This window comes from Paraburkholderia sp. TE9906, from assembly GCF_056279605.1.
The window spans coordinates 107544-122863 of the sequence record NZ_JBWCCT010000012.1; the positions used below are offsets into that span (position 1 = coordinate 107544).

Here is a 15320-nt window from a genome sequence, read left to right on the forward strand (position 1 = left end):
GCATGCGATCACAGCGCTCATTGGGCTTCCAGAGCCGGATGCCGCGCGGTGCAAAAGCGAGGGCGCGTACTGGTCAATGTAGTGCAAAGATCGTCACGCCGCTTGCCAGTCGAAGGTGCTTTGACGCCAGAGGCCGGTCGCATGAGGCGGGTCCGAACTATTCGGAGGACCGAGCAAACGATGTGCCAGTCGGCGCAGGCTGGGATCGGGGGGGGTATTCGCGCGCCTGGAAGGAAGGCGCGCCGGGGAACAGGACACGGCGAAAGCGTGGCGGCGCGCGCTTCGCGTGTAAAACGGTCGGGCGCCGGGCGGGTTTTACACAGCGCGCAGGACAGGCCGCGCGATTACCGCAAAAGGCGAATTTGCGGCGGCGGGCGGGTGCGGGTGGGCCGCATAGGCCGCATAGCCCACGTTATGAGCCGAGCAGGCCCGCGGCGATATTCACGCACAAGCCTAGTACGGCCACATTGAAATAAAACGACAGAATCGATTGTGCGAGCGCGGTGCGGCGAATCGTACGCGAGCGCAACACGACGTCGGACGTTTGCGATGCCACGGCGATGGTGAACGAGAAATACAGGAAGTCCCAGTAGTTCGGTTGGAGCTTGTGATCGGGAAACAGCAGCGCGGTTTCCTTGGCATCGGTGTCGTAATAGAGCCGTGCGTAGTGCTGCGTGAAAATGGTTGGAATCAGAAACCACGCGCCGATCAGCGTGAGACCGGTCAGCAGGTAGTGCCATGCGCTCGACGACCCGGCGGTTCCTTTGGCCGACGCCAGCTCCATCACGATCGCCGCGATACTCGCGATGGTCGCCAGACAGATGACGAACAGCACGACGCCAGCGTTTTCGTCATCGCGTACCGCGGATTCGCGGACCCGATGTTCGTCGGCGAAGGCCATGTGCACCCAGATCATCAATAGGTAACTCCAGACCGCGGCGTCCCAGCCGATCAGCGCGCGCGCCGTCGAACTCGTGTGGATGGGCACCATCAGCGCGACCACGATGCCGATGACGAGGCCGATCACCGTTCTGGGTCGATTGCGAAGAACCTGCGGATAGTATTTTGTGAGCATGGAGTCAGGGGCCAGGGCGTGGTGTCGCGGATTCTACTCGCGTGCCGGCGAGCATTTGGCGAATCGGTCGGTCGCGGCTATAGTCTCTCGCAGCGGCCTTGCGTGCCGCTTTCAGTTGAAAGGCAACCGGCAGGGAGCGTCGCGCAACGCAGGCCGCGAATGTGCCGCATAGCGAGCACCGCACCGTGCAGGCGAATCACCTGTCACGAGGTGTCACCGGCGCGAGGCGAGGTGGCTTGCATGGCTTCATGCGCGCACACAAGACCGTTTGAGCGGCGTCGGAAGATCAGGGTTGGGGAAGCGCACAATCGAGGCAACGCGCGAACGGCGTCACACTGGCGCAGCGTTGCACGTTGAAAAATGACTCACCATCTGGGAGTCCCCATGACAGATGTTCCTGAGGATACCGATGCGCACGAGGCCGTGACGCATCCCGCCGGGTTATCGTCATCCGCTTTGTCTTCGCCGTCACCGTCGCTTCACTGTTCGTATTCGGCCTCGCGCAGAGCATGGGTCCTCGGCGCCTGCGCCGCTTCGGCGGCGCTCGCGTTTGGCGGCGCGGGCCGCTCATTGGGTTCGTTCTCGTGGATCGCGCCGGCGCTCGCCGACGCGCCGCCCGCAGGCGGCGGACTCGACGCCTTCCTCGCATTGTCGCAACGTCTCACCGGCCGCCCCGGCTTCGATGCTGTGCTAGGCCAACGTGTCTACGGCGCGCTCGGGAGATCAGACAGCCAGTTCACGCAGCACGTCGCCGCGCTCAACACGTGGCTGCAAGGTCATGGCGGCGTGCCGTCCGACATCGTCACCCAGGCGTTGCAGGCCGAGCAGCCGGCGCTCGCGGAATCGGTCGGCGCGATCATGCGCGCGTGGTATCTGGGCCTCGTCGGCGACCTGCCGCGTGTCGAGGTGATCGCGTATGAGAAAGCGCTGATGTTCGACCCCGTCAAGGACGTGCTGACCGTTCCCTCCTATTGCCGCGACGTGCCGTTCTACTGGACACGCAAGCCGTTGAGCGGCTGAATGACATGCGCGCTTGCGCGCGCCGCATCGTTCGGTCGAGCCGTTCGACGCGGCGCCGGTACGCGCCATAGCCAGCAACAATAAGCCAGCAAAGAGGGCAGCGATGGCAAACTCACAATCCGCCGATATCGTCGTGGTCGGCTCGGGTGTCGCAGGCGGACTGGTCGCGCATCAGCTGGCGCTGGCGGGCGCATCGGTGATTCTGCTCGAAGCCGGGCCGCGCATTCCGCGCTGGCAGATCGTCGAGAATTTCCGCAACTCGCCGGCCAAGTGGGACTTCTCGACGCCGTATCCGTCGACACCTTACGCACCGCATCCCGAGTACGCGCCCGCCAACAATTATCTGATCCAGAAGGGCGACCATCCGTATGCCGCGCAGTATGTGCGGTTGGTCGGCGGCACGACCTGGCACTGGGCCGCCGCCGCGTGGCGGCTGCTGCCGTCGGACTTCCAGTTGCACAAGCTGTATGGCGTGGGACGCGACTGGCCGTATCCCTATGAAACGCTGGAGCCGTGGTATGCGCAGGCCGAGGTGCAACTGGGCGTGTCTGGGCCGGACAGCGCGATCGATCTCGGCTCGCCGCGCTCGAAGCCTTATCCGATGAACGCATTGCCGCTGTCCTACATGGATCAGCGTTTTAGCGACGTGCTCAATGCGCAGGGCTTCAAGGTCGTGCCGGAGCCGATGGCGCGCAACAGCCGTCCATACGATGCGCGGCCGATCTGCTGCGGCAACAACAACTGCATGCCGATCTGCCCGATCGCCGCGATGTACAACGGCGTGATACACGTGGAAAAGGCCGAGCAGGCCGGCGCGAAACTGATTCCCGAAGCGGTGGTGTACCGCGTCGAAGCGGACAACAAGGGGCTCATTACGGCGGTCCACTACAAGGACCCGAGCGGCAACAGCACACGCGTGAGCGGCAAGCTGTTCGTGCTCGCCGCCAACGCTATCGAAACGCCGAAGCTGATGCTGATGTCGACCTCCGACAAATTCCCGCGCGGCGTCGGCAATAGCGCCGACCAGGTGGGCCGCAACCTGATGGACCATCCGGGCGCGAGCGTGAGCTTCCTCGCCAACGAACCGCTGTGGCCGGGCCGCGGCCCGATGGAGATGACGTCGATCGTCAACTTCCGCGACGGCGCGTTCCGCTCCGATTACGCGGCGAAGAAGCTGCATCTGTCGAATGGCGTGCCGACTCTCGGCGTGACCGCCGAGCTGCTGAAAAAAGGCCTCACCGGCGCGGAACTCGACCGGCAGATTCGTGACCGCGCGGCACGCACGCTGAGCATCGGCAGCTTCCACGAGCATCTGGCGGAGCCGCACAATCGCGTCGTGCCGTCGGCGGATCACAAGGATGCGCTCGGCATCCCGCAGCCCGAGATCTACTACTCGATCAGCGATTACGTGAAGAAGAGCGCCGCCAACACGCGCGACCTGTATGGGCAGATCGCGGCGCTGTTCGGCGGCACTGAGATCACGTTCGACGATTCTCTCGTGCCCCACAGCCACATCATGGGCACCACGATCATGGGCGACGATCCGGCGGATTCGGTCGTGGATGCGGACTGCCGCACGCACGATCACTCGAATCTGTTCATCGCGAGCAGCGGCGTGATGCCGAGCGCCGCGTCGGTGAATTGCACGCTGACGATCGCGGCCTTGTCGCTGAAGCTGGCCGACAAGCTCAAGCGCGAAATCTGAGCCGATCGGGGAGCCGCCATGACGAAGAGCACCTCTCGCGCGCCGCCCGAAGATGCGCACGTGCAGCGTGCGCGGCGTCGCCGCATCAATGGTGCGATGCTGGCGGCGGCGTTTTCGCTGTTCGCACTGGGTGTCGCGTGGCATGAGGCGCACGCGCCGAAAGCGCGGCCCGCAGACGAATTGCCGATCATGCAGGCCCGCGCCGACGACGCGTCGCAACCGGCCCCTGCCCTCGCGACACCCGTGGTGTCGGGCGGCATCGATCTGGTCAAGCGCGGTGCCTACCTGGCGCGCGCCGGCGATTGCGCGGCCTGCCACACGGCGGACCCGTCGCGTCCGTTCGCGGGCGGGCTGCCGATCGACACGCCGTTCGGCATCATCGTGACGCCGAACATCACGCCGGACCCCGACACCGGCATCGGCCGATGGAGCGACGCCGATTTTCTGCGCGCGATGCACGAGGGCATCGGCAAGGGCGGCGAACGGCTGTACCCGGCGTTCCCCTATGCGGAGTACACGCGCGTCACCGAACAGGACCTGCTGGCGATTCGCGCCTACCTCAACACGCTCACCCCGATCCACTTCACGCCGCCGGCGAACAGTCTGAAATTCCCGTTCAACCAACGCTGGCTGATGGCGTTCTGGAATCTGTTCAATTTCACCGAAGGCCGCTTCGTTCCCAATCCGAAGCAAAGCGCCGAGTGGAATCGCGGCGCGTATCTGGTGCAAGGCCTCGCGCATTGCGAGGAGTGCCACACGCCGCGCAATTTCATGCAAGGGCTGAAATCGAGCGCGCGCTTCTCGGGCGCGGTGCAGGCCGGTTGGCACGCGTTCAACATCACGCCGGACAAAATCAGCGGCGTGGGCGAATGGCGCGATGACGAACTGATTGCCTATCTCTCGACCGGCGCCGCACCAGACCGCGCGAATGCGGCCGGTCCGATGGGCGAAGTGGTGGCCGACAGCACGCAGTATCTGTCGCGGGTCGATCTGCGCTCGATCGTCATCTATCTGCGCTCGGTGCCACCGGTCAGCGGCGGCGAAGCGCGCCCGCGCCACCAATGGGGCAATCCCGCCGACGACGTCAGTGCGCTGCGCGGCGCCGCGATAAAGGGAGTGAACGGGGCGCAGCTCTTCGTCGCCAATTGCGCGAGCTGCCACAGCTGGACGGGGCAAGGCGTAGGCGCGAGTGCGCCGGGGGCGTATCCGTCGCTGATCCACAATTCGACGGTCGGCGCGAGCGGCGCCGACAATCTGGCGCAGGTAATTCTGCACGGCGTCAGACGCACGACGAAGCATGCGGACGTCCTGATGCCCGCTTTCGGCAACCAGTTGACCGACGCGCAGGTGGCCGCGATCGCCAACTACGTGACGCGGCAGTTCGGCAATCCCCAGTCGACAGTGACGGCCGAGCAGGTCGCCAGCCTGCGTCCGCCGTCCCGCCCGCAATAGACTGCGCCGGATTGGTGCGTTTCCGGTAAGGAAGCCCGGAAATGCGCCGCTTTTGCGTCGATTTACGTCATTTTTGCTCACTGAGGCGCCAGGATACGATAGGCACCCCGCATACGCACTCGCGGATGCAGCATTATCATGAGCAAATGTCCACCGTACTCGTCAACCCAGTTCAGCATCATGCAGCCAATGCGAGCGGCCGCGACTTCGTGGTCGGCGATCTGCACGGCTGCGTCGACGCGTTGCGCTATCTGCTGCGCCTCATCGCGTTCGATCCGGCGCGCGACCGGCTCTTTTCGGTCGGCGATCTGGTCGATCGCGGCGAACATTCCGAGCAGGCGCTGGCACTGCTTGAGAAGCCGTGGTTTTTCGCCGTGCTCGGCAATCACGAAGACACGCTCTGCGCTGTCGCAGAAGGGCGTTTGCGGCGTCAGTGGTGGTATGGAATCGGCGGCGCGTGGGCGGCGAATCTGTCCGACGAACGCTTGCAGCACTATGCGGAACGGCTGCGGCCGCTGCCGCTCGTGCGCGTGGTGGGCAGCGGCAAGGAGCGCTTCAACATTCTGCACGCCGAATTTTTCGGCACCGACGCCGAGCTCGACGCCGGGAATTTTTCGGCCGACACCCGCCAGCAATTGCTCTGGGGACGCGAGCTCGCGGTAGGCAACGCCGATCCGCTGCGGCAACGCGGGCTCTCGCTGACCTATTGCGGCCACACGCCGATGCGCGACATCACGCAGATCGGCTCGCAGGTGTTCATCGACACCGGCGCGTTCGGCCCCGGCGGCAAGCTGACGATCGTGCAGCCGCAGGCTCTGCTGCGCTGGTCGATTTCGGTCGAGGAAGCGCGCGCCGAGGGGGCGGCCGCGCTGGCGCTGCCCTGATCCGTGCGCGTTGGCCGCGGGGCTTCGCCCCGACCCATTCGGCCAGTCAGCCGACCTGGCTGAGTTCGAACACCATATCCACGCTCGTGCCGTTCCAGTTGTATTCCAGATACGCCGCGTGATGGCAGTCGCGCAGCAGCGTGGTCCGGAACGCGGCAAGGCACTCGCCATCACTGTCTCGCACCGACGGATACACGATGCCCGGCGCACCCGCCTCGCGCACGGCGCGGCCGAGCGACTGCCCGGCCAGATAATCGTCCGGCGAGAGCACGGCGAGATCGAGTGACGCATCGTTGCGCAGATCGACCACGCTGCCTTGCGCCGCTACCGTGTAGAGGCGCATCTGCTGCCGCATCGGCGGCTCGGCGGTTGCTTGCAGAAATTTCCCCGTGTGATAGCGCGTTTCGGCGATCGCGGTGGCGCGCGAACGGGCGCAGTAGAACACGCCGTACGTGCCGTCGGAGAAGCGGCTGCCGAGCGGGTTCAGATGCGTCAACGCGGCCATGATCGGGCCATAGCCCGGGCCGAAGCGGCGCTCTTCGCGCGGCACCAGATCGAGTTCGCCGACTTCGGTGCGCAGCCGGTCGTTAGTCATTGCTTCGAGCGCGTACAGCGCGTCGAAATCTTCGGGGGAGGCGACCCGGTCGAACAGATTCACGGCCGGAAAACGCGTCGGAATCACACGATACGCGGGCGACCAGTCGAGCGGCGCGGGTGGCCAGCGGTCCTGCCAATGCGGTTGTGTCACGCCCAGCCGCCTCGCATTGCGTCGAGATACTGGCGCACGGCCACGAGATCGCTGATGTTGCCCGCCAGCATGCGGTCCAGCGCGCGGCGGCCGCCGAACGGCGGCGCGCTGTTGGGGCGTTTGATCCAGGCGTCGGCGGCGCTGGGTTGCGGCAGCAGGATTTGCAGCGCCTTGTAGATGCCGAGCAGCAGCGACAGACGCTCGAGCGTGTCGCGCCCGAGGCGCGCCGTCTCTGGCGCCGCTTTCCATTTGAAGAAGGTGGAGCGGCCCGGCGAGCCGAGCAGCACGATCTGCTCGTCGGCGTTCAGGTCCCAGTCGCGCGCGATGTTGAAAAACGCGCGCAGACCCGCCGCCGACATCTGCGGGAACGTGGGTGCCGAAACGGGCCGGCGAATCGGCTCTTCGGGCGAGTTGAGGCGGGCAGCGTGAGCCATATGGGGGTAAGTCCCTACGTGTACTGAATATTGATATTAGTCCAAATGTGGATTTTTGCAAGAGAATATAATCCCGACTCGTTATGCAGTCGAAGATCAGGAGAAGCAGCAGATGTGGGTTCGAGCAGTAGCAGCGGCGCTCGCCGTTTGGTGTGTATCGGAGGCGGCTATGGCTGCGGGTTACACGGAAGTCTGGAATCCGCCCGAAGCGAGCAGGCATGCCGCGAAGCCGGAGAAAAAGAAGGGGGCGGCGGGCAAGCTCAAGGCGGGTTCGAAGGTCGAGGCAAAGACGGGTTCAAGGCACGCGGTGAGCGCTGCGGGGCATAAGGCGCCGCGTGTGGCGTCGGCAGGCGGAGCCGCGGCGCATGGCGGAGTGAAGAAGGTCGCGGCGAAGGGCAACGTCAAGGGCTGCCCCAAAGTATCGGCCGCGTGCAAATCCGGCACGAAAGCCATCGTGACGGTGCAGGCTAAAAAGCCCCATGCATCGCTCGCGCAGACGCAGGCGAAGTCGCATCAAGGCAAGATCGTCCATGCGAACCTGGTTCAAAGCCGCACTGCGCATGCCCATCCGGTCAAGGTCGCGGCGAAACCGGCGGCCTCGCATATGAACGCGCCGGCCGCGTCCGCAAACGTTAGCGCCGCTCCGCTCGACGCGGCCGCCAATCCGGCGACCGCCAGCAGCGGATCGCTGCCGCCGATTCTCCGCTGATCGCGACTCACGCGGCGCATTTGCGTCTGGACTTGCCGCCCTGCGGTTCCAACGCCGTGCGGCCAGGCTCGACGAACGCCGCCGATGCTAGCCGGTAGCGCATCGCGCCGAGCCTGATCCGCGACTGAGCGCGGCGACCGGCGCGTCACGCGGTCGCCAGCCCGTTCGCCACCAGGCGCAGCGTTTCCACCGAGCGCGGGTCGCGCACCCGCGAATGCAGCGTAACGCGTGACTCGGGCAGCGCCGGCAAGCCAAGCCGCGCGCCGACATCGACCAAACCGCGCGGCGCCACCCTGCGCGCCAGCGGCGACACGGCCAGTCCCGCCGCCACCGCTGCGCCGACCGCCGCGACCCCGCCGCCGATGAATACTTCCTGCCACGCAATTCCCGCCTCCTTCAGCGTGCGCAGTGCCACGTCGCGCACGTTGCACGGCGGACTCAGCAGCGCCAGCGCCAACGGCTCGCCGGCCCTCCTGGGCAGCCACGCGGGTGTCGCGAGCCAGCCGAGCGGCTCGCTGAACAGCACTTGGGCGTCGTCGCGCGGCGGTTCGTCGGCGCCATAGCGAACGATCGCCGCATCGAGCCGACGTTCATCGAATTGCGCGAGCAGTGCCGCCGACTGGCCCATGTGCAATTCGACCACCAGACCGGGGTCGTGCGCATTGAGCCGGCCGAGCAGCAGCGGCAGATCGGGCCCGGCGACATGCTCGCTGAGTCCCAGCACGAGCCGCCGGCGCTCCACCGACAACGAACCCAGCGCGCGCTCGTGCGCGTTCAGCAATTCGCGCGCGGCGGCAAGAAACGCGTGGCCGTCGGCGGACAGGCGCACCACGCGCGGCGTGCGCTCCAGCAATTGCTTGCCCAGATGCGCCTCCAGCCGTTTGAGCTTCAGACTGACGGCCGATTGCGTCGTGTCGAGCGCGTCCGCTGCACGCGTGAAACTGTGCAGATCGGCGACCAGAACGAAGGCTCGCACCGCATCGAGATCGAGGACTTTCATTTCCAATGAATATAGATGAAATAGCCAATGATGTCTGTTTATTATGGATGGACGCGCCTAAGCTGTGTTGACCTAATCGAAGCAAGCAAAGGAGAGTCATCATGCCGCTCACACGAATCGCATTGCGCGCCGGCAAGCCGGCCGAATACCGGAAAGCGCTGACCGAGGGCATTCAGCGCTCGCTGGTCGACACTTTCAACGTGCCGAAGGACGACCAGTTCGTGCTAATCACCGAGCACGAGGCCGACAATCTGATCTATGACCGCCAGTATCTGAATATCGAGCGGAGCGACGATTTCGTCGTGATTCAGCTGACTGTGAGCAACACGCGCTCGATCGAGCAGAAGAAGGCGCTGTATCGGCGGATTGTCGATGAGCTGGCGAAGTCACCGGGGCTGCGGCGAGAGGATGTGTTTATCAGTCTCGTCGAGGTGGAGAAGGAGAATTGGTCGTTTGGGAATGGGGTGGCGCAGTACGCGACGTGAATGAGTGGGTGAAATCGGTGGGGGCTGGCGGTTGATTGTGGACGCGAGTCGCCGGATGAGGGGAGGTTGGCTGAGTCCCCTCATGCGCCCTGAACGAACTTTCAGATTTTCTAAAACTGCCATTTACATCACGGATGAGTTCCAGATTGGTCATTCACCCACAGCAAAAACTGCCTGAATTCCTTCAGGTCGGATGTTGGCCTCTGCGTGACATCAAGAATCATGCACGAGACGTACGCCATCAACACCAAAACCATTATCACGCCGACAACATACTGCATCGGCCAATGTCCGGCACCACCACTCAATATGGCCAGGACGGCGCCAAGCATAAAAGTGATCAACGGATGCGACATTATTGGTGAGCGAGGGTGAGGGTCGTTTAGCGTATCGGTGAATGCAAGTACCTCTTTCGCTCTTGCCGCAAGAGAATCTGCTTCAAGACGGTTTTTGAATGTCAAATATCGAATGTATTGATAGTTCTTTGAGAAGTACCGCATCGGCTTTGGATGGAGGCGGTAGAGTTCGGCGAAGACCTCCGAACGAGCCCTCTGAAACGATACCGCCCATATGACCGTTATTGCCAGAAGAGCCGCAAAGTACGGATGCCATGACGACGCAAAGAATCCGAATGTGGCAGCGGCCAGAAAGAGAGCCTTTGTTGCCCACAGCGTGATTTTCCAGAAAATGCTTGCTTCGCTGTAAATCCTGGTTATTACCTTCCAGCGAGATATCGACAAATATACATCGTGAATTGAAATGAACATGTCCATGGCAAACCCGACTCCCATTTGAGCGACGTGCGTGATGCAAGGATCAAGTGATTGGCACAGGCGAGACTAGAACGTATCCCAGTCACTATCCCCACTCGCGAGCGCCCGCTTCGGCACCGCACCTGCAGACTTCGCCGACACCTCATCGACCACAGGCCTCATCGCCGCAGCGAAGCCTCGAGCCTCTCCAATGCGAAACACCGACACCGCCTGCTTCATCTTCCCCGCCTGCCCTTCGAGCGATTGCGCAGCCGCCGCGGCCTGTTCAACGAGAGCCGCGTTCTGCTGCGTGGTCTCGTCCATTTGCGTCACGGCCTGGCCGACCTGCTGGATACTGCGGTTCTGTTCCTCGGAGGCCGTGGCGATCTCGCCAACGATATCCGACACGCGGCGAATCGCTTCCTTGATGTCGACCATCGTCGCACTGACTTCCGACGCCTGTTGCGTGCCGCCCTGAATCGTCGCGACCGACGTGGAGATCATTTCCTTGATCTCCTTTGCCGCGCTGGCCGAGCGCTGCGCGAGACTGCGCACCTCGCTCGCGACGACCGCGAATCCGCGGCCCTGCTCACCCGCGCGTGCGGCTTCGACCGCCGCGTTCAGCGCGAGGATGTTGGTCTGAAACGCGATGCCTTCGATCACGCCCGTGATCTCGGAGATTCTCGTCGAGCTGCCCCTGATCTGACCGATCGTTTGCACCATCCCTTCCACGGCGGTACTGCCCGTGTCGGCGACACTGGCGGCTTTCAGCGCGAGGGTATTCGCATGACGCGCGTTGTCGCTGTTCTGGCTGACCGTCTGCGTCAGTTCCTGCATGCTGGCCGCGGTCTGTTCGAGCGAGGCGGCCTGCTCTTCGGTCCGCGCGGACAAGTCGATGTTGCCGCTGGCGATCTGTTTCGACGCCACGCTGACCGACTCGGCGCTTTCGCGAATCGAGCCGATCGTCGTGGCGAGCCGCTCCTGCATGCGCGCGACGGCGTACAGGATGCTGCGGCGATCCGCGCCGCCGACGTCGACACGCGCGCTCAGGTCGCCGCTGGCAATCAGCTCGACAACCTGCGCGACCGCCGCCGGTTCACCGCCGATCTGTTGCACGATCGCGCGCGTGACCACCAGCCCGAGGCCAATGGCAACCGCCACGCCGACGAGCGCGCAGATCGCGATCCACCACGTCACCGACGCGACCAGCGTGGCGCCGTCGGCGACACGCTGCTTCGCGAGCTCGTCGCGTACGTCCGACAATTTGATCACCAGGGTGCGCAGCTTGACGTGCATCGGGTCGGTGGTCGATTTCAACTCGGCAAGCGCACCCGTCTGGTCTCCCTGATCGGCGAGCGCTTCGACCTTTGCGACCGACTTCATATAGGCCGGCCAGGCAGTGTCGAAATCGCTGAGCAACTGCTTTTGCGCGTCGTTGGATGCGTGCGTGCGTTCGTAGTCGAACGCGGCGAGGATGGCTGCTTCGCCGCCGTGATTCAGTCTGACCGTGTCGGCCCGGCCGGCAGGATCGGGGTTCAGGATGTATGAATACAGCCGGCGAAAATGCGAAGCGGCCTGCCAGGCGGCGGTGCCGTCCTGGCGCATCGGAATGAATTCGCGATCGTACATTTCGGTCTGCATCGTCGCGACTTCGCGCACCTTGAGCACACCAACCGTGCCGACGATGGCCGTAACGAATGCGCACAGCATCAATGAGCCCACAAGCTTCTGGCTAAGCTTGAGATTGGAAAGCCACTGCATCTTGGGATAAGTCTCTCGATTGGAACAAAGGGGACGCCGACTTCGTGTTGTTTTATAGAAAATTCAGGTTGTCTGACGTTAATGCGGGATAACGGCAATCCAGGGCGGCTTCTTAAGCCTGACGCGCCGGTCGGGCGGGCGGTGGTGCACCTACGCGTCGTTATAATGATTCGCTGTCCCTTTCCGGACCTTCCACCCGCTCCTCGCCATGACATCCGACCGCACCGATCCTCCCCACGAATCTCTTGAACTCGGCGGTTCCGTCTGGTTCCAGGCCGGCGCGCAGACGCTCGGCGGCGCGCCGCGCATCGCGCTGCTCGCGGCGATCGGCGAAACCGGCTCGATCACCAGCGCGGCGAAAGCGGTTGGCATGAGCTACAAAGGCGCGTGGGACGCCGTCGATACGATGAACAACCTCGCCGGCGAGCCTCTCGTCGTGCGCCTGACCGGCGGCAAAGGTGGTGGCGGCACCACGCTCACGCCGCGCGCGGTGAAGCTGATCGAGACGTTTCACGCGGTCGAACGCGAGCATCGGCGCTTTCTCGAACGCGCGGGCGCGGCGATCGAAGGCTTCGCGACGGATTGGGATCTGATCGGCCGCATCGGCGTGAAGACCAGCGCGCGCAATCAGTTTTACGGCACGGTGTCGGCAATCACGCGCGGCACGGTCAATGACGAAGTCTCGCTGGCGCTGCCCGGCGGTCACAGGATCGTCGCGGTCCTCACCCATGAGAGCACCGAGGCGCTGGGCCTGGTCGAGGGTGTGGCCGCGTTCGCGCTGATCAAGGCGTCGTGGATCGTGCTGCTCGTCGAAGACGAAAGCGGCGCGCCGCTCAAGCTGTCGGCGCGCAATCAGTTGCGCGGCGCCGTGCAGAGCGTGAAGCGCGGCGCGGTCAATGCCGAGGTCTCGCTGATGCTTGCTGGCGGCGGGGTCGTCACGGCGGTCGTCACGAATGACAGCGTCGATGCGCTCGGTCTCGCCGAGGGCTCGAACGCCGTCGCGGCGTTCAAGGCATCGAGCGTGATTCTTGGGGTGAAGGATTGAGGGCGGTGAAGGGGGCGGTGGCGCACGCCACACCCGTAAAAAACGTCCAGCGCCGCATGCCCGTCTGAGTCAAGACTCGCTGCGCGCGTAGCCGGCAAACGGATGATTCTCGCGCACGCAACCGTCGCTGACTTGCACGACCTGATCACCGAACGCGGCGACGTCGTCGGGATCGTGTGTGATCAACACCATCGGAATGTCGAGCCGCGTTTGCAGATCCGACAACTCCTGGCGCATACGCTGGCGCAATGCGCTATCGAGCGCGGAAAAGGGCTCGTCCAGCAGTAGCAGCCGGGGTTGCGCGACCAGCGCCCGCGCCAGCGCCACACGCTGCTTTTGACCACCCGACAACTGCACGGGATGATTGCCCGCGACGTTTTGCAATTCCAGCGCGTCGAGCCAATAGTCGACTTGCGGATGCGCATGCCGCGCGCGCGGATTGAACCAGCCCTGCCGCAAGCCGAAGCCGATATTCTGCCGCACGTTCAGATGCGGAAACAGCGCGTAGTCCTGAAACAGGTAGGCGATCTTGCGCGCTTGCGGTTTCAGATCGACACCGCGCGCGCTGTCGAACAGCGCGTCGCCATGCAGCGTAATCGCGCCTTCGTCGGGACGCAGGAGCCCGGCGATCGCCTGCAAGGTCAGACTCTTGCCCGCGCCGGACGGCCCGAACAACACCACGCGCTGGGTGGTCGCCCGGAACGACACGTCGAGCGTGAAGCGGCGCTCGGCGCTCTCGAAGGTCTTGCGAATGTCGACGGCGAGCGGCATGTCAGCGCGAACTCAAAAGCGTGTGCTGCGGCACCAGACGGCCCGCGAGCAACAGGATCACGACGCACGTCATGGAGGTCACGAGCACGAGGAAATTCGCGGTGCTGTCGTCGCCGGCTTGCACCGCCGAATACACCGCCACCGAGAGCGTTTGCGTGCGGCCCGGCAGGTTGCCCGCGATCATCAGCGTCGCGCCGAATTCGCCGAGCGCGCGCGCGAACGCCAGCAGGCCGCCTGCGAGAATGCCGCGCGCGGCGAGTGGCAGGGTCACGCGGAAAAAGACCGCCGTTTCGCTGACGCCGAGGGTGCGCGCGGCCCGTTCGAGCTGCGGATCGACAGATTCGAACGCGGCGCGCGCTGATTTCAGCACCAAGGGAAACGCCACGACCGTCGACGCGATCACCGCACCCTGCCACGTGAACACCAGCTGAATATCGAAGCGGTCGAGCCACGCGCCGATCACGCCGCGGCGTCCGAGCAGCACGAGCAGGTAGTAGCCGAGCACGGTGGGTGGCAGCACGAGCGGCAGCATCAGCAGCGAATCGATCACGTCGCGCGCGCCGGAGCGCCAGCGCGACAAACCAAAGGCCGCCGCGACGCCGAACACCAGCGTGAGCGCGGTAGCCCAGCCCGCCACTTTCAACGACAGCAGAAGCGGAATCCAGGCCTGTTGCATGAGCGCGTGCGAGTCCCGTTGGCGTTAATGAGCGGGCTTGAAGCCGTACTTCGCGAGTACGCTCTGGCCGGCCGGCGACAGCACGAAGTTCATGAAGGCCCGGGCATCGGCCGCGTGACGGCTGCCTTCGACCTGCGCGATCGGATAGGTGATCGGCGTTTGCGTCGGCACGTTCAGCGCGACCTTGACCTTGTCCGGCATGACCGCGGCGTCGGTGCTGAATACGAAGCCGGCGTCGACCTCACCGCGCGCCACGTAGTCGAGGCTCTGACGCACGTTCGACGCCAGCACGGCCTTCGCGCTCACCGCGTCCCACACGCCGGCGGCCTGCAGCGCGCCCTGCGTATAGCGGCCGACCGGCACCGAGGCCGGATCGCCGAATGCGATACGTTTCACGTTCGCCGACGTCAGATCGCTCAACGTGGCCGGTGCGAAACGGCTGTCGGACGGCACGATCAGCACCAGCGAATTAGCGGCGAAGTCGCGGCGGGTGGCCGGCACGATCACCTTTTCGGCGGCGGCCTTGTCCATGGCCTTCTGATCCGCGGAGGCGAACACGTCGGCGGGCGCACCTTTGACGATCTGCTGCATCAACACGTCGGAAGCGCCGAAGTTCAGCAACACCTTGGTGCCCGGATGCTGCTGCTCGAAGACGTCGCTGACCGCCTTGAACGCGTTGGTGAGGCTGGCGGCGGCGGAGACGACGAGTTCATCGGCGCGAGCATTCGCGCTGATCACGACGGGCAGCGCACTGGCGACGCACAGCGCGTGTTTCAGAAAGCGGCGGGCAAGTGTCATGGAGG

16 protein-coding genes are annotated in these 15320 nt (G+C 64.4%); 7 read left to right on the forward strand and 9 right to left on the reverse strand.

Annotated features, from left to right (window positions below; all coding sequences use genetic code 11):
* Nucleotides 1–412: 412 nt before the first annotated feature.
* Entirely contained in the window at nucleotides 413–1075 is a 663-nt protein-coding gene (locus tag ACZ9H4_RS27695; protein WP_408155721.1) for a DUF1345 domain-containing protein, read from the reverse strand.
* A gap of 384 nt (nucleotides 1076–1459) precedes the next feature.
* On the opposite strand from ACZ9H4_RS27695, the gene ACZ9H4_RS27700 reads away from it, so the two are divergent.
* The 4 genes from ACZ9H4_RS27700 (at nucleotide 1460) to ACZ9H4_RS27715 (ending at nucleotide 6136) form a co-directional block, all read left to right on the forward strand.
* Nucleotides 1460–2095, forward strand: coding sequence for a sugar dehydrogenase complex small subunit (locus tag ACZ9H4_RS27700; RefSeq protein ID WP_408146822.1), 636 nt, complete (start codon nucleotides 1460–1462; stop codon nucleotides 2093–2095).
* Nucleotides 2096–2198: 103 nt separating this feature from the next.
* Complete coding sequence (locus ACZ9H4_RS27705) at nucleotides 2199–3800, forward strand: GMC family oxidoreductase (protein WP_476121876.1); 1602 nt, start codon at nucleotides 2199–2201, stop codon at nucleotides 3798–3800.
* An 18-nt stretch (nucleotides 3801–3818) separates the two neighbouring features.
* Nucleotides 3819–5252: a c-type cytochrome gene (locus tag ACZ9H4_RS27710; protein WP_408327589.1), complete on the forward strand. Its 1434-nt coding sequence runs from the start codon at nucleotides 3819–3821 to the stop codon at nucleotides 5250–5252.
* A gap of 146 nt (nucleotides 5253–5398) precedes the next feature.
* Nucleotides 5399–6136 (forward strand): metallophosphoesterase, encoded by a 738-nt coding sequence (locus ACZ9H4_RS27715; RefSeq protein WP_408146828.1) that lies wholly within the window; start codon nucleotides 5399–5401, stop codon nucleotides 6134–6136.
* A gap of 46 nt (nucleotides 6137–6182) precedes the next feature.
* Here ACZ9H4_RS27715 and ACZ9H4_RS27720 read toward each other — a convergent pair whose 3' ends face one another.
* Nucleotides 6183–6884: an RES family NAD+ phosphorylase gene (locus ACZ9H4_RS27720; RefSeq protein WP_408146830.1), complete on the reverse strand. Its 702-nt coding sequence runs from the start codon at nucleotides 6882–6884 to the stop codon at nucleotides 6183–6185.
* Nucleotides 6881–7243, reverse strand: coding sequence for an MbcA/ParS/Xre antitoxin family protein (locus tag ACZ9H4_RS27725; protein WP_408146971.1), 363 nt, complete (start codon nucleotides 7241–7243; stop codon nucleotides 6881–6883). The genes ACZ9H4_RS27720 and ACZ9H4_RS27725 overlap by 4 nt, the downstream gene beginning before the upstream one ends.
* A gap of 244 nt (nucleotides 7244–7487) precedes the next feature.
* Here ACZ9H4_RS27725 and ACZ9H4_RS27730 point away from each other — a divergent pair, with 244 nt between their 5' ends.
* Nucleotides 7488–8027, forward strand: a complete 540-nt coding sequence (locus ACZ9H4_RS27730) for a hypothetical protein (protein WP_476121879.1) — start codon at nucleotides 7488–7490, stop codon at nucleotides 8025–8027.
* Nucleotides 8028–8172: 145 nt separating this feature from the next.
* On the opposite strand, the gene ACZ9H4_RS27735 is transcribed toward ACZ9H4_RS27730, so the two are convergent.
* A complete protein-coding gene (locus tag ACZ9H4_RS27735; protein ID WP_476121881.1) occupies nucleotides 8173–9027 on the reverse strand; it encodes a LysR family transcriptional regulator in 855 nt (284 codons plus the stop codon).
* Between the two features lie 101 nt (nucleotides 9028–9128).
* Between ACZ9H4_RS27735 and ACZ9H4_RS27740 the strand changes: the two genes are divergently transcribed.
* Nucleotides 9129–9512 carry a tautomerase family protein gene (locus ACZ9H4_RS27740; protein ID WP_408146836.1) on the forward strand — a complete coding sequence of 128 codons (384 nt, stop codon included), beginning with the start codon at nucleotides 9129–9131 and terminating at the stop codon, nucleotides 9510–9512.
* A gap of 128 nt (nucleotides 9513–9640) precedes the next feature.
* Here ACZ9H4_RS27740 and ACZ9H4_RS27745 read toward each other — a convergent pair whose 3' ends face one another.
* The gene (locus ACZ9H4_RS27745; RefSeq protein WP_408146838.1) at nucleotides 9641–10285 is read right to left on the reverse strand and encodes a hypothetical protein; all 645 of its coding nucleotides are present in this window, start codon (nucleotides 10283–10285) and stop codon (nucleotides 9641–9643) included.
* 66 nt (nucleotides 10286–10351) lie between these two features.
* Nucleotides 10352–12025, reverse strand: a complete 1674-nt coding sequence (locus tag ACZ9H4_RS27750) for a methyl-accepting chemotaxis protein (protein ID WP_476121883.1) — start codon at nucleotides 12023–12025, stop codon at nucleotides 10352–10354.
* 208 nt (nucleotides 12026–12233) lie between these two features.
* Between ACZ9H4_RS27750 and ACZ9H4_RS27755 the strand changes: the two genes are divergently transcribed.
* Nucleotides 12234–13070: a TOBE domain-containing protein gene (locus ACZ9H4_RS27755; protein ID WP_476121885.1), complete on the forward strand. Its 837-nt coding sequence runs from the start codon at nucleotides 12234–12236 to the stop codon at nucleotides 13068–13070.
* A 69-nt stretch (nucleotides 13071–13139) separates the two neighbouring features.
* Here ACZ9H4_RS27755 and ACZ9H4_RS27760 read toward each other — a convergent pair whose 3' ends face one another.
* Genes ACZ9H4_RS27760 through modA form a run of 3 tightly spaced genes read right to left on the reverse strand, consistent with a single transcriptional unit; the run spans nucleotide 13140 to nucleotide 15315 of the window.
* The gene (locus ACZ9H4_RS27760) at nucleotides 13140–13841 is read right to left on the reverse strand and encodes a sulfate/molybdate ABC transporter ATP-binding protein (protein WP_408146844.1); all 702 of its coding nucleotides are present in this window, start codon (nucleotides 13839–13841) and stop codon (nucleotides 13140–13142) included.
* A gap of 1 nt (nucleotide 13842) precedes the next feature.
* Complete coding sequence (gene modB, locus ACZ9H4_RS27765) at nucleotides 13843–14517, reverse strand: molybdate ABC transporter permease subunit (RefSeq protein ID WP_408146846.1); 675 nt, start codon at nucleotides 14515–14517, stop codon at nucleotides 13843–13845.
* A 24-nt stretch (nucleotides 14518–14541) separates the two neighbouring features.
* Nucleotides 14542–15315, reverse strand: a complete 774-nt coding sequence (gene modA, locus ACZ9H4_RS27770) for a molybdate ABC transporter substrate-binding protein (RefSeq protein ID WP_408146848.1) — start codon at nucleotides 15313–15315, stop codon at nucleotides 14542–14544.
* Nucleotides 15316–15320 lie beyond the last annotated feature (5 nt).

What these genes read in the sequence shown, in the direction of transcription:
- ACZ9H4_RS27695 (WP_408155721.1), bottom strand. Translation starts at nt 1,075, where the DNA reads ATGCTCACAAAATACTATCCGCAGGTTCTTCGCAATCGACCCAGAACG.
- ACZ9H4_RS27710 (WP_408327589.1), top strand. Translation starts at nt 3,819, where the DNA reads ATGACGAAGAGCACCTCTCGCGCGCCGCCCGAAGATGCGCACGTGCAG.
- ACZ9H4_RS27730 (WP_476121879.1), top strand. Translation starts at nt 7,488, where the DNA reads ATGGCTGCGGGTTACACGGAAGTCTGGAATCCGCCCGAAGCGAGCAGG.
- modB (WP_408146846.1), bottom strand. Translation starts at nt 14,517, where the DNA reads ATGCAACAGGCCTGGATTCCGCTTCTGCTGTCGTTGAAAGTGGCGGGC.
- ACZ9H4_RS27725 (WP_408146971.1), bottom strand. Translation starts at nt 7,243, where the DNA reads ATGTCGGCGGCGGGTCTGCGCGCGTTTTTCAACATCGCGCGCGACTGG.
- ACZ9H4_RS27700 (WP_408146822.1), top strand. Translation starts at nt 1,460, where the DNA reads ATGACAGATGTTCCTGAGGATACCGATGCGCACGAGGCCGTGACGCAT.
- modA (WP_408146848.1), bottom strand. Translation starts at nt 15,315, where the DNA reads ATGACACTTGCCCGCCGCTTTCTGAAACACGCGCTGTGCGTCGCCAGT.
- ACZ9H4_RS27740 (WP_408146836.1), top strand. Translation starts at nt 9,129, where the DNA reads ATGCCGCTCACACGAATCGCATTGCGCGCCGGCAAGCCGGCCGAATAC.
- ACZ9H4_RS27715 (WP_408146828.1), top strand. Translation starts at nt 5,399, where the DNA reads ATGTCCACCGTACTCGTCAACCCAGTTCAGCATCATGCAGCCAATGCG.
- ACZ9H4_RS27760 (WP_408146844.1), bottom strand. Translation starts at nt 13,841, where the DNA reads ATGCCGCTCGCCGTCGACATTCGCAAGACCTTCGAGAGCGCCGAGCGC.
- ACZ9H4_RS27755 (WP_476121885.1), top strand. Translation starts at nt 12,234, where the DNA reads ATGACATCCGACCGCACCGATCCTCCCCACGAATCTCTTGAACTCGGC.
- ACZ9H4_RS27745 (WP_408146838.1), bottom strand. Translation starts at nt 10,285, where the DNA reads ATGGACATGTTCATTTCAATTCACGATGTATATTTGTCGATATCTCGC.
- ACZ9H4_RS27750 (WP_476121883.1), bottom strand. Translation starts at nt 12,025, where the DNA reads ATGCAGTGGCTTTCCAATCTCAAGCTTAGCCAGAAGCTTGTGGGCTCA.
- ACZ9H4_RS27735 (WP_476121881.1), bottom strand. Translation starts at nt 9,027, where the DNA reads ATGAAAGTCCTCGATCTCGATGCGGTGCGAGCCTTCGTTCTGGTCGCC.
- ACZ9H4_RS27705 (WP_476121876.1), top strand. Translation starts at nt 2,199, where the DNA reads ATGGCAAACTCACAATCCGCCGATATCGTCGTGGTCGGCTCGGGTGTC.